Origin of the sequence: Novosphingobium kunmingense, from assembly GCF_002813245.1 — a bacterium.
Taxonomy (GTDB): domain Bacteria; phylum Pseudomonadota; class Alphaproteobacteria; order Sphingomonadales; family Sphingomonadaceae; genus Novosphingobium; species Novosphingobium kunmingense.
Window position 1 is genome coordinate 48,507 of sequence record NZ_PHUF01000007.1, and the last position, 12,184, is coordinate 60,690.

Here is a 12,184-nt window from a genome sequence, read left to right on the forward strand (position 1 = left end):
AGCGTCAGCCGGGGGCATGGTCCTTGATCGCCTGCTGCATCGCCGCGACGAAACCGGTGTAAGTGGTCCCGCTGCGCTCGCGGCACCAGTCCATCGACGCCTGCATGGGCGCGGTCGCGCCACTGAAATGCGGCATGACGTAGCGGGCGAACAGTTCGTAGCTGCGCCGCGTCGCCGCCTGGTCGGCAAAGTTCTGCCCCATGAACAGAACGGTGCCGAACCCGCCGGCCTTGTCGCGCAGGCGCTCGATATGCGCGATGGCGTCGTCAGGGGTGCCTGCCATGGCAATGCCGAACACGCCGAGGCCTTCAGTGGTCATCAGCCTGACCGCGTCCTTGGCGGTTTCGATCCGGGACAGCACATTGCCGTCGCCCGGAGAAAGGCCGCGCAGCGCGCGGGTGTAGGCGACGTTGTCCATGATCCCCCATTCGAGATCGGCCAATGCCTGCTCGCGCGTGTCGGCAAGGTGCATGTTGACGACGACCCGCCAGCTGTCGCGCGACACCGCATGGCCCGCCTTGTGCGCCGCTTCCTCGTAGACGCCCCAGTGGTCGCCCAGCGCGGAGAAACCGATCGGAGTCGACACGGCCAGCGACAGCATGCCGAGCCCCAGCCGGCCGGCGGTCACCGGACCTGACGGCGTCACCGCGCAGGCCACGACCATCTCCATCCGCGGACGCTTGAACGGCAGCAGCTGCAGCCGCGCGTCGCGCAGCGTGAACCAGTCGGTCTGGCGGTCGACGCTCCGCCCTTCGAACAGGTCGATCAGGCATTCGAGCGCTTCGTTCATCATCCGCCTCTGATTGGCCGGTTCGATCCCCAGCATGTAGGCGTCGGTCGGCAATTGCCCCGGCCCTGCCCCGAAGATCACCCGGCCTCGCGTCTGGTGATCGAGCTGGACGATGCGGTCGGCCAGGATCAGCGGATGGTGATAGCAAAGCGAATTGACCCCGGTACCGAAGCGGATCCGCCGCGTGCGCGGCGCGACCCCGGCGATGAACAGTTCGGGCGAGGATATGATTTCCGATCCGCCGGAATGGTGCTCGCCAATCCAGGCCTCATCGTATCCGAGCCGGTCGAGATGCTCGATCAGCTCCATGTCGCGTTCGAGCGCCAGCGTCGGATTTTCGCGATGCGAGTGATAGGGGGCGAGGAACGTGCCGAACCGCAGCGCCATGGCAAAATCTCCCTTGTCGTTGCGAATTAGTAAGTCTACCTGACAATATCTGTCAACCGCACTGACGCTGGGAGCACAATGACCGACCAGGGCGAAACAATCCTGATCCCGCTGTTCTGGGCCTTTGCCTGGTTCGACGAAGGCCTTCAGACGCTCCTCCGCGAGGCCGGATGGGATGCCGTATCCCGCCCGCAAACCATGGTGCTGATCGCTGTCGGCCAGGGGATCGCGCGCCCTGCCGAAATTGCCCGTACGCTGGCCATCACCCGCCAGTCAGCCGGCGCGACGATTGCCGAAATGGTCGCGGCGGGCCTCATCGAACTGACCACCGACCCCGACGACCGGCGCGCCAAGATCGTCCGGATCAGTGCTGAAGGCGAACGCCGCCGCGCCGATTCGCGCGCGGCGATGACCCGGCTCGTGGACGAACTGGAACAGCGGATCGGCAAGGACTCCGTTGCCGGTCTGAGCGCTGCGCTGCGCCGCGATTGGGGTCCGCCGCTCACCGTGCGAAACAAGATCAGGGAGAAGCAGACATGATCCAGCTTTATGGCGGGCCGACGCCCAACGCCCGTAAGATCGCCATCGCGCTCGAGGAGATGGACCTCGCCTGGGAACTCGTGCCGATCGACATACTGGCCGGCGATCAGCTGACGCCCGAGTTCCTTGCCCTCAACCCCAACAACAAGACCCCGGTGATCGTCGACAGCGACGGGCCGGGTGGCCGCTTCGTTCTGTGGGAAACAGGCGCGATCCTGCTCTACCTTTCCGAAAAGTCCGGCCACTTCATGCCAGCGGATCCGGCCCGGCGCGCGGTTGCCTGGCAGTGGCTGATGTTCCAGGTATCGGGCATCGGCCCGATGTTCGGGCAGGAGGTGCACTTCACCCATTATGCCGCCGAAAAGCACCCCTACGCGATCGAGCGCTACTCGCGCGAGGTCTCGCGGCTGCTGCGCGTCCTCGACCAGCGGCTATCCGAAGCCGAATGGCTGGCCGGGGACAGCTATACGATTGCCGACATGGCCACCCTGCCCTATCTGCGCCGCAAGCTGATCGAGGAGACGGGCCGTTATCCCGGGATCGAGCGCTGGGCCGCCGCGATGCTGGAGCGACCGGCCGTACGGACGGGCATGGCAGCGGGCGTGGCCCGTGCCGAAACGGTCGAAGGGGGGCTGACCGGCTTCACCGATGAGCATCGCTCGATCCTGTGGGGGGACCGTCAACACGCGCCACATTAGCCGTCTGTGGATGCAATTATGGCATTTTGAGCTTGCCAACCGCACCAGTTCGCGCAAATTGCATTCAATAGATGCAGGACGGGGTGGATGGCGATGGGTGATGGGACGAACGCGGGCGCAGGGCGCCAGGGTGCGCTCGCCGGAATTCGCGTCGTCGAACTGGGTCAGTTGATCGCGGGTCCCTTCTGCGGGCAACTGCTCGGCGATATGGGCGCCGAGGTGGTCAAGATCGAAGCCCCCGGCACCGGCGATCCTATGCGCGACTGGGGCCAGGGAAAGACGCCGACCTGGTGGCGCGTGATCGCCCGCAACAAATACTCGGTCGAAGCCGACATGCGATCTGCCGAAGGGCAGGACCGTGTGCGCCGGCTGATCGCCAAGGCCGACATCCTGATCGAGAACTTCCGCCCCGGAACGCTTGAGCGCTGGAACCTCGATCCTGCCGAACTGTGCCGCCAGAACCCGCGGCTGATCGTTGTTCGCGTCTCGGGCTACGGCCAGACCGGACCCTATGCCGGGCGCGCCGGCTTCGGCGGGATCGGCGAGGCGATGGGCGGATGGCGCGGCATCGTCGGCGATCCCGACCGCCCACCATCGCGCATGGGCGTGTCGATCGGCGATACCCTGGCCGCGACCTATGGCTGCATGGGCGCGCTGGCCGCGCTCAACGAACGCCAGCACAGCGGCAAGGGCCAGATTATCGACGCGACGCTTTACGAGAGCGTGTTGCAGGTCATGGAGAGCATGGTCCCCGAATGGGCCATCAACGGCCACAAGCGCCGTCGCAGCGGGTCCAAACTGGACGGTATCGCCCCCTCGAACGTCTATCCCTGTTCGGACGGTGAATACCTGATCGGCGCCAACCAGGACGCAGTGTTCGGTCGGCTGTGCGATGCCATGGGCAGGCCTGAAATGGCCAAGGACCCGCGCTATGCCGACCATCTGTCGCGCGGACGCAACCAGGACGAACTCGATACGTTGATCGGCAAATGGACCAGGGGACTGACGGTGGCCGAACTGGAAGCGCTGATGATCGAACACGCCGTGCCGGCCGGCCGGATCTTCGATGCGGAAACGATGCTGGCGGATCCCCATTTTGCCGCGCGCCAGTCGATCGTGACGGTCGACGACCCGGTGCTGGGACCGGTGCCGATGCAGGCTCCGGTGCCGCGCCTGTCGCGCACGCCATCGGCGATCCGCCGTCCCGCCCCGGCGAGGATCGGCCAGGATACTGACGAGGTGCTGCGCCGCTGGCTGGGCGACGCCGCCGACTGACCAGATCAGCCGACAGCAGCAGCCCGGCGCGCAAAGACCGTCGGCAGTCGCCGTGCCAGAACCAGATGCGCGACGACCGCCAACAGCGCGGGGACCAGCAGAGCGCCAAGCGCATAGCGCAGGCTGTCATTGCCGTGGACCGGAGCCAGCGCGTCGCTGACCACGCCCACGAACAGCGGTCCGCAACCCAGCCCGACGATGTTGTACATCAGCAGCAGGATCGCGGTGACCGTGGCGCGCGCCCCGGCGTGGCCAAGCTCCTGCGCAAGGGCGAGCGAGGCCGGCGTGAACATCGTGCAGCATACCATGGGCACCAGCATCAGCGTCAGCGACAGCGCCCAGCCCTCGACCAGCAGGGCCGCGCCGAACATCGGTATCAACACCGCCGTGGCAAGGCCGGGGATCAGTGCGTAGGCCGCCGCGCTGCGGCGAATGAAGCGGTTGACCAGCCAGCCGCCCGTCACCATGCCGATGCCCATGGTTATGCCCGCGGCGGGTGCGAACCAGGTCGCCAGCGCCGAAATGGGCATGGCCTCGACCCGCATCAGGTAGGCCGGAATCCAGTTGAGCATCCCGTAGCTGAGGAACGAGGACAGCCCGCTGGCAATGCCCAGCAGCCGCAACGAGGGATCGCGCACGAAATGGGCAAAGGTCTTGCCCAGCGGCTCGACCTTGACCGGACCGCCGGCGTCGAAGGTTCCGCGCGCCGGTTCGCGCACCACCACCAGCAGCAATGGCGCCAGAACCAGCCCGAGAACGCCGAGCACGACAAAGGCGTTGCGCCAGCCGATCGCTTCGACCGCCCAACCGCCAAAGGCCGCCCCGGCGAAGACCCCGATCGGACCACTGAGGGTAAATAGCCCAATCACCAATGGGCGGCGCTGCGGCGGATAGCAGTCGGCCAGCAGAAAGAGCGAAGGCGCGGTGCCGCCCGCCTCGCCCACCCCGACCCCGAACCGCGCGGCCGCCATCTCGCCGAACGAGCGCACGCTGCCGGTCAGCGCGGTGAACAGGCTCCACACCGCGCAGGCAGCTGCGATCAGGCGGATGCGGCTCCAGCGGTCCGCCAGCATCGCTGCGGGAAGTCCGAACAGCGCGTAGAACAGCGAAAAGGCCAATCCCGTCAGCAGCCCGAACTGCGCATCGGAGAAATGCAGTTCGGCCCGGATCGGCTCGATCAGCACCGCGACAATCTGCCGGTCGACGAAGTTCAAGGCGCCGGTCAGCACCAGCAGGAACAGGGCCACGTGTACCCGCGCCTCCACAGGACGATCGACGGCGGCGGTCATTGCGGCAACACCCTTTCCCTTGTATCCTTCGTATACTAACTATTGCCGGGACGGGCAGTTGTCCATCCCCTGCCGATGGGGCAGACGCGCGGGACAGACCCGCCTTGCACGAACGGGAGACCGAAAAGCCCATGACGACACGCCACCCGCCCGAGCATTACGCCAGGCCGGAAAACAGCATCGGCTACCTGAGCCGGATCGTCTTCCGCACTTTTTCGCGCGTGCTCGAGAGGCGGACGATGGAACACGGCGTCTCGGCCGGCCAGTGGCGCTTCCTGCGCCAGTTGTGGGTCGAGGACGGACTGACCCAGCGCGAGTTGAGCGACAAGGTCGGAATGCGCGAACCGACCACCGTGGTCGCCCTGCGCAGCCTTGAAGCCGCCGGCCTGATCCGCCGCGAACGCAGTGTGGACGACCGGCGAAAGACGCACATCTTCCTGACCGACCACGCCCGGGCGCTCGAAACCCTACTCAATCCGCATAATGCCGAGGTCCATGACATCGCCACCGCGGGCCTGTCCGACGCCGAGGTCGAAACGCTTAAGAACCTTCTGCGCCGGGTCCACGCCAACCTGGTCGATGAAGAGCGCAAGCTGCCCGATCTCAACGACGTCTCGGCCTGATCATCCGTCAAAGGGGTTGACGAATCCGTTAGTGATACGCTTAGTATACTAAGCAATTCGGGAGAGAGCGGTGGCGACCACGATCGGAATTATAGCCGGAAGCGCGCGCGAAGGCTCGCTCAACGTCCGTCTTGCCGAGCTCATCGCGGAACGACTTGCCCAAGGCGGCAAAGCGGTTTGGCAGGCGTCGCATGCCGACCTCGACCTGCCTATCTTTCACGGTGATCTTGAACGCACCGTCTTCCCCGCGGCGGCGCTGGCGCTAAAGCAGCGTATCGCCGCCTGCGATGCGCTTGTGCTGGTATCTCCCGAATACAATTCATCGGTCGCGCCGCTGCTCAAGAACGCGCTCGACTGGGCCTCGCGCTCGACCGGGGACGAAATGGCGCTGGCGGTCAGTGCCTTTCGCGGCAAGCCGGTGCTTCTGGCCAGCGCCACGCCGGGCCCTGGCGCCGGCATCCGCGTGCTGGGCCACTTGCGCCAGATCGTGCAGGCCCTGCAGATGCTGGCGCTGCCGATCGAACTGCGCGTCGGCAATGCCCTTGCGGTGTTCGGCGGTGACGTGCCCGATGCGCTTACCGGACAGATCGCGCTTGCCTGCGACAGCCTCGTCGATCTTGCCGAAAGGCTCCGACCGTGAATCCTGCCGTCCTAGTCGTTGGGGCCCCAGTCCGCGTTCAGCGCGTCGGTCAGCGCGGCGAGGCGGCCTTCGCCGATCCGCGCTTCCAACGTGGCCAGCATCCCGGTCATCGCATTCTGTGCGGCATGGCGCATCTCTTCGCCAAAGGCAGTCAGCTGCACCAGCTTGTTCCGGCCGTTGGCGGGATCGGCAACAAGGGTGAGGATGCCCAGTTCGCTCATCTGGCCGATCGTGACATGAACGGCCTGGCGCGACACGCCGAGGCTGCGCGCGATGTCGGCGGGACGAACATTACCGCTGGTGACGTTGAGCATGACCATCGACTGGGCGCGGCTGACATCGGGCCAGCCGGCGTCGTGCAACCGCTTCTGCAGCCCCTCGTCCAGCCAGACGAGGCGCTGGAAGATCCGCGGCATCAGTTCGAGCGCAGCAGGCGTCATTCCGTCGGTCTGCAGGAAGGTGCAATCATTGCCCGCTCGTGGGGTGCGAGGCGCGCGAAAGCAAGTCCCGGACGCAATGTTTCCAGCGCTTTTGGAGGACGGGGATGCTTGGACTGATGCAGGACTGGCCGCTGACGGTCGACAAACTGATCGATCACGCAGCGCGCTGGCACGGCGATACCGAAGTGGTTTCGCGTGACTTCGAAGGACGCACAACGCGATCGACCTATGCCGCGGTTCACGCCGATGCGAAGCGGGTAACCAATGCGCTGCGCCGCATGGGCGTTCAGCCCGGTGACCGGGTGGCGACGATGGGCTGGAACGGCGCGCGCCACTTGGCGGCCTGGTACGGAATCCAGTCGATGGGTGCGGTCTGCCACACGCTCAACCCGCGGCTGTTCCTCGAACAGATTGCCTACATCGCCAACCACGCCGGCGACAGGATGCTGATCGCCGATCCATCAGTCGCGGATCTCGTCGACCAGCTTCTCCCGCTGGCCCCCTCGATTTGCGACGTGATCTGGTTCTGCGCTGCAGAAGAATTGCCGGCGGGCACCGCCCAGGGGATCGCCTTCGACGACTGGATCGCTGGCGAGGCGAGTGAAGCAGCATGGGGCGAGTTCGACGAGAACACCGCCTGCGGGCTGTGCTACACCAGCGGAACCACCGGCAATCCCAAGGGCGTGCTGTATTCGCACCGCTCGAACTACCTGCACGCGCTGATGACGCTGCAGCGCGATGCGCTGGCGCTGAACGCGCGCGACAGCATCCTGCTGGTCGTGCCGATGTACCACGCCAACGCCTGGGGCATCGTCTATTCGGCGCCGGCCGTCGGCGCCAAGCTGGTCCTCCCAGGACAGAAGCTCGACGGGCCGTCTTTGCAGGAACAGATCGTTGCCGAAGGCTGCACCTATTCGACCGCGGTGCCGACCATTTGGCAATCGCTGCTTACCCATCTCGACGAAACTGGCCTCGGCCTCGGCCAGCTCGAACGGGTGGTCGTCGGTGGATCGGCCCTGCCCGAAGCGATCGTGACCGCGTTCCGCGATCGCTACGGTGTCGACGTGATCCAGGGATGGGGCATGACCGAAACCAGTCCGCTGGCCACGGTCTCGATCCCCAACGCGGCGGTCGCCGCGCTCGATCAGCAGGGCCAGCTTGCCTACAAGCTCAAGCAGGGGCGGCTGCTTTCCGGGCTCGATCTCAAGATCGTCGATGACGAGGGAGCGCGCCTGCCACACGACGGCCGCACACCCGGGCGACTGATGATCAAGGGCCCGACGATCTGCTCTGCCTACTTCGGCAACGAGGCCGGATCGGCGCTCGACGGCGAAGGGTTCTTCGACACCGGGGACATCGCCTCGCTCGACCAACAAGGCTACATGCAGATCACCGACCGCGCCAAGGACGTGATCAAGTCGGGCGGCGAATGGATCAGTTCGATCGACGTCGAAAATATCGTTGCCGGCCATCCCAAGGTCGCGCTGGCTGCGGTGATAGGCGTTACCCACCCCAAGTGGGACGAGCGCCCTATCCTTCTGGTCCAGCTGCGCGACGGGGTCAGTGCCCGACCGGACGAGTTCCGCGAATGGCTTGGCGACAAGATCGCGCGGTGGTGGATGCCCGACGACGTGCTGATCGTGCCGTCGATCCCGCTCGGCCCGACCGGCAAGATCGACAAGAAGGAAATCCGCGCCGGCCTGACCGGCTACACGCTGCCGTTCGACGTGGCCGGGCAGCCGGACAAGGGAGATGCCAGAAATGCATGACGACGACAGGATAGACGGCCTCGACGCCCAGTTCATCGGCCGCACATCTGCCACCGCGCCGCGCATCATGGCCGGCGGCCATCCGTGCCAGGGCATCTATTGGACCGAACGCGGATCGCGGCCGAAGGTCGCCGTCATCGCGACACACTACAACGTCGATTTTTCGGAACATTACCTGGCCCCCTACTTCGCCCGGCGAGGGATCGGCTTCCTCGGCTGGAACACGCGGTATCGCGGTTTCGAGGACCAGTTCCTGCTCGAACACGCGCTGATCGACATCTCGGTCGGCATGAAGTGGCTGCGCGAGGAAGCCGGAGTCGAGCAGGTGGTGATCCTCGGCAATTCTGGCGGCGGCTCGCTGATGGGCGCCTATCAGGGTGAGGCGACGGCCCCCACGCTGTCCGCCGGGGTAAAGGGTGCCGGAGGCGAGGTGCTTGCCAGCCTGCCGGGCGCGGATCTCTACATCTCGCTGAACGCGCACCAGGGACGGCCCGAAGTGCTGACCGACTGGATGGACCCCTCGGTGATCGACGAGACCGATCCCGTCGCCACCGATCCCGAACTCGATCCCTTCAATCCCGACAACGGGCCGCCCTATTCCGCTGCCTTCATCGCGAAGTACCGCGCGGCGCAGCGGGCGCGGAACGCGCGCATCACCGCCTTTGCCAAGGCGGAGCTGGAACGGCTCAACAGCCACGGCGTGCCCGACCGGCTGTTCCCGCTGTTCCGCTGCTGGGCGGACCTGCGCATGATCGATCCCGCGATCGATCCGTCGGACCGCAAGCCCAACCTTTGCTACCGCGGCGAGCCGCGCGTCGCCAATCGCACCCCATCGATCGGTCGGGTCAACTTCTGCAAGACGTGGCTTTCGATGTGGAGCCTCGAAACTTCGAAATGTCAGGGCAAGCCGCACCTCGAAAAGTTCCGCATCCCCTCGCTGGTGATCCAGGGCCTGGGCGATACAGGTGTGTTCCCCGCCGATGCCCACGCCATCCACGCCTTCATCGGATCGAACGAAAAGGCGCTCGAACTGATCCCGGGCGAACACTATTTCGAGGACGGCCCTGCCGTGCGCAACCGCGCCGCCGACCTGATGGCGGACTGGATCAAGTCGCGCGCGTGATGAAGATCGCCGTCGTTGGAGCGGGCGCCATGGGATCGGTCTTCGCGGTCCATTTCGCGGAAGCCGGTCACGCGGTGCTGCTGATCCAGCGCGAAGGCGCGCATCTCGACGCGATCCGCGCGCACGGCTTGAACCTGGCAGGGCCCGATGGCGAGCGCAGGCATCGTTTGCGCGCGGAAGCCGTGCCTCCCGCCGAAGTGCATGACATGGTGGTGATCGCAACCAAGGCCACACAGGTCGCAGCCGCGGCGCGCGCATTGCGTCCCCTGATCGGCCCAGAGACGGTCATCGTCGCGATGCAAAACGGCATCGGCGCGGCCGACCTGATTGCGCTGTCGCTGCCGGCAAACCAGCTCGTCATCGGCATCGCGGCGGCGTTTGGCGCGCAGCTGACCGGTCCGGGCCGAGGCGAACACAAGGCGATGCAAGCGATCAGGCTGGGCGCCTATGGCGACCTTCCCAAGGTTCTGCTGCTGCGCGCGGTCGAGGCGTGGCAGGAGGCCGGCTTTGCCGCCGGAGCGGCCGACGACATCCTCACGATGCAGTGGGAAAAGCTGATCTGCAACGCCAGCTTCAGCGCTCCCTGCGGCCTCAGCGGGCTGACCGTGGGCGCGGCGCTGGCCGACAAGGACCTTGGCGCGGTCTGCCTTGCCGCGGGGCGCGAGGCGTGGACGGTCGCCAGGCGCCTTGGCGTGGCGATCGCCATCGAGGACCCCGAGGCACACATCCGCGCCTTTGCCGAACGGGTCGCCGGGGCCAAGCCGTCATTGCTCCAGGATATCGAGGCCGGACGGCCCAGCGAGATCGACTTCATCAACGGAGCGGTTGCCCGCGAAGCGGAGAGGGCCGGGCTTGCCGCACCGGTCAATCGCACCCTCGCGGCCCTGGTGCGCCAGCACGAAGCGGCGCAGCGCTGATGCTTCAGGCCAGCAGCTGGGCGATGTGCGGTGCAAGACCCGGTTTGCGCTCAAGCCCGAAGCCGGGATGCTGCGGCAGGCCAATCCGTCCGTCCTCAACCGGCAAGTCGGGCAGATAGCCGCCGAACGGTTGAAACACGCCGGGATAGGCCTCGCATCCGCCCAGCCCCAGCCCAGCCACGATATGCAGGTTTATGAGGTGCCCGCCATGCGGCAGAGCCTGCTCGCGCCGGTGTCCGGCCGCCTCGAGCGCGGCAATCATCGCGGCATATTCGGTGAGGCCGTAGCTTAGCCCCGCGTCCATCTGGAACACGTCCAGACGGGCCCGCATCCCGCCATGGCGCAGGAGGTTGACCACGTCCTGGCGCGAGAGCAGGTTTTCGCCGGTCGCCAGCGGGCCGCCATAGCGCCCAGCGAGATCGGCCATCAACGCATAGTCGAGCGGATCGCCCGGCTCTTCGTACCAGCGCAAACCATAAGGCTCGATCTTGCTGCCCACCGCTATGGCCTGATCGCGCGCGAAACGACCGTTGGCATCGACCGCCAGGTTTGCACCGGAGCCCAGTTCGGCAATCGCGGCCTCGATCCGTGCCGCGTCGCTGGCCCAATCGGTGCCGCCGATCTTGATCTTGGCGTGGGTGAAGCCGGCCTGGCGATAGCCGGCCAGTTCGGAGCACAACCGGCCAAGCCCGTCTTCAGGATGGTAATAGCCGCCGGCAGCATAGACATGCACGTCGCGCAGTGGTTCGCATCCGAAAGCCTGCGCTATCGCATGCCACGCCGGTTCCCCGGCCAGACGTGCCCTGAGATCCCACGCGGCGAGTTCGAGCGCGCCCACGGCCGCCGCCCGGTCGCCGTGGCCACCGGGCTTTTCGTCCCGCATGGCCACCGCCGCAACCCGCGCGGGATCGATCCGACCCTGGCCGTCGCCATAGTCTTCGGCATCGGCGGCCAGCAGGCGCGGGATCATGCGTTCGCGCAGCAGGCCCGACTGGGCAAAGCGGCCGATCGAATTGAAAGCCACCCCGGCGACCGCCTGGCCGTTGCGCACTTGGTCGGTGATCAGCGCGACCAGCGAGACGGTGTGGCGCGAAAAATCGACCACGGCATTGGCAATGGCGCGGTCGAACCGGACCGCGATTTCGCGCACTTCGACGATACGGACCATCGATTTACCCCCTGCCCTGCCCGCCTGTCTGGACCACTGTGTTTGCGGAGCTGTCGTCCGATGCGTTCAGCAGTGCGTTCTAGGGATCGGCAGGTTCATGTCAAAGAGATTGACGATAGTCGGCGGGTGAATTTGCGCAGTGATGGCTCGAAATCAGCCCGCTTCGGGTCCGTTCGAGCCGCCCAGTTCGGCCCGCTGGCGGCGCAGGCGCCGGGCCATGCGTTCGTGCTTGATCGCCGCCTCGCGCAGGCGGCGCGCCAGATCGGCATCGGTGCTGCCGTCCGCCTTGGCGCGGGCCGCGCGAGCCAGAGCCTCGTGCACGCTGACGTCGCGGACGATGTTTTCGGTGGTCATCGCGATTCGAATAGCAGAAACAGGCGGCTTCGTCAGGTCCCCATGCCGCACTGCAGCGAAGGCTGGTCGCAGATTGCAGGCACTTTGGCAGCATGACGGACACAGGACCTTCACCGTTGTGCCGCGCCGCGGTCAAGAAACAGACCCGAGGCAGTCACGATCGCTCCCTAG

13 protein-coding genes are annotated in these 12,184 nt (G+C 66.2%); 8 read left to right on the forward strand and 5 right to left on the reverse strand.

Going from position 1 to position 12,184, the window contains the following annotated elements:
* Positions 1-4: 4 nt before the first annotated feature.
* Complete coding sequence (locus tag B0I00_RS15920) at positions 5-1,177, reverse strand: LLM class flavin-dependent oxidoreductase (protein ID WP_232730312.1); 1,173 nt, start codon at positions 1,175-1,177, stop codon at positions 5-7.
* A gap of 78 nt (positions 1,178-1,255) precedes the next feature.
* On the opposite strand from B0I00_RS15920, the gene B0I00_RS15925 reads away from it, so the two are divergent.
* The 3 genes from B0I00_RS15925 to B0I00_RS15935 all read left to right on the forward strand — a co-directional run bounded on the left by B0I00_RS15925 (position 1,256) and on the right by B0I00_RS15935 (position 3,690).
* Positions 1,256-1,717, forward strand: coding sequence for a MarR family winged helix-turn-helix transcriptional regulator (locus B0I00_RS15925; RefSeq protein ID WP_100868402.1), 462 nt, complete (start codon positions 1,256-1,258; stop codon positions 1,715-1,717).
* A complete protein-coding gene (locus tag B0I00_RS15930) occupies positions 1,714-2,415 on the forward strand; it encodes a glutathione S-transferase family protein (protein ID WP_100868403.1) in 702 nt (233 codons plus the stop codon). The genes B0I00_RS15925 and B0I00_RS15930 overlap by 4 nt, the downstream gene beginning before the upstream one ends.
* 93 nt (positions 2,416-2,508) lie before the next feature.
* Positions 2,509-3,690, forward strand: coding sequence for a CaiB/BaiF CoA transferase family protein (locus tag B0I00_RS15935; RefSeq protein ID WP_100868502.1), 1,182 nt, complete (start codon positions 2,509-2,511; stop codon positions 3,688-3,690).
* Positions 3,691-3,695: 5 nt separating this feature from the next.
* Here B0I00_RS15935 and B0I00_RS15940 read toward each other — a convergent pair whose 3' ends face one another.
* On the reverse strand, positions 3,696-4,979 hold the full coding sequence (locus B0I00_RS15940) for an MFS transporter (protein WP_100868404.1): 1,284 nt from the start codon (positions 4,977-4,979) through the stop codon (positions 3,696-3,698).
* A 131-nt stretch (positions 4,980-5,110) separates the two neighbouring features.
* On the opposite strand from B0I00_RS15940, the gene B0I00_RS15945 reads away from it, so the two are divergent.
* The gene (locus B0I00_RS15945; protein WP_100868405.1) at positions 5,111-5,602 is read left to right on the forward strand and encodes a MarR family winged helix-turn-helix transcriptional regulator; all 492 of its coding nucleotides are present in this window, start codon (positions 5,111-5,113) and stop codon (positions 5,600-5,602) included.
* A gap of 70 nt (positions 5,603-5,672) precedes the next feature.
* Positions 5,673-6,242 (forward strand): NADPH-dependent FMN reductase, encoded by a 570-nt coding sequence (locus tag B0I00_RS15950; protein ID WP_157812604.1) that lies wholly within the window; start codon positions 5,673-5,675, stop codon positions 6,240-6,242.
* An 11-nt stretch (positions 6,243-6,253) separates the two neighbouring features.
* On the opposite strand, the gene B0I00_RS15955 is transcribed toward B0I00_RS15950, so the two are convergent.
* A complete protein-coding gene (locus B0I00_RS15955; RefSeq protein WP_100868407.1) occupies positions 6,254-6,682 on the reverse strand; it encodes a MarR family winged helix-turn-helix transcriptional regulator in 429 nt (142 codons plus the stop codon).
* A gap of 104 nt (positions 6,683-6,786) precedes the next feature.
* On the opposite strand from B0I00_RS15955, the gene B0I00_RS15960 reads away from it, so the two are divergent.
* Genes B0I00_RS15960 through B0I00_RS15970 form a run of 3 tightly spaced genes read left to right on the forward strand, consistent with a single transcriptional unit; the run spans position 6,787 to position 10,491 of the window.
* A complete protein-coding gene (locus tag B0I00_RS15960; RefSeq protein WP_100868408.1) occupies positions 6,787-8,451 on the forward strand; it encodes a long-chain-fatty-acid--CoA ligase in 1,665 nt (554 codons plus the stop codon).
* Positions 8,444-9,574: an alpha/beta hydrolase family protein gene (locus B0I00_RS15965; protein ID WP_100868409.1), complete on the forward strand. Its 1,131-nt coding sequence runs from the start codon at positions 8,444-8,446 to the stop codon at positions 9,572-9,574. The genes B0I00_RS15960 and B0I00_RS15965 overlap by 8 nt, the downstream gene beginning before the upstream one ends.
* Positions 9,574-10,491 (forward strand): ketopantoate reductase family protein, encoded by a 918-nt coding sequence (locus B0I00_RS15970; protein WP_100868410.1) that lies wholly within the window; start codon positions 9,574-9,576, stop codon positions 10,489-10,491. Before B0I00_RS15965 ends, B0I00_RS15970 begins: the two co-directional genes overlap by 1 nt.
* Before the next feature lie 4 nt (positions 10,492-10,495).
* Here the strand turns inward: B0I00_RS15970 and B0I00_RS15975 are convergent, their stop codons facing one another.
* On the reverse strand, positions 10,496-11,659 hold the full coding sequence (locus tag B0I00_RS15975; protein WP_100868411.1) for an enolase C-terminal domain-like protein: 1,164 nt from the start codon (positions 11,657-11,659) through the stop codon (positions 10,496-10,498).
* Positions 11,660-11,812: 153 nt separating this feature from the next.
* Complete coding sequence (locus tag B0I00_RS15980; protein ID WP_100868412.1) at positions 11,813-12,013, reverse strand: hypothetical protein; 201 nt, start codon at positions 12,011-12,013, stop codon at positions 11,813-11,815.
* Between the last annotated feature and the right edge of the window lie 171 nt (positions 12,014-12,184).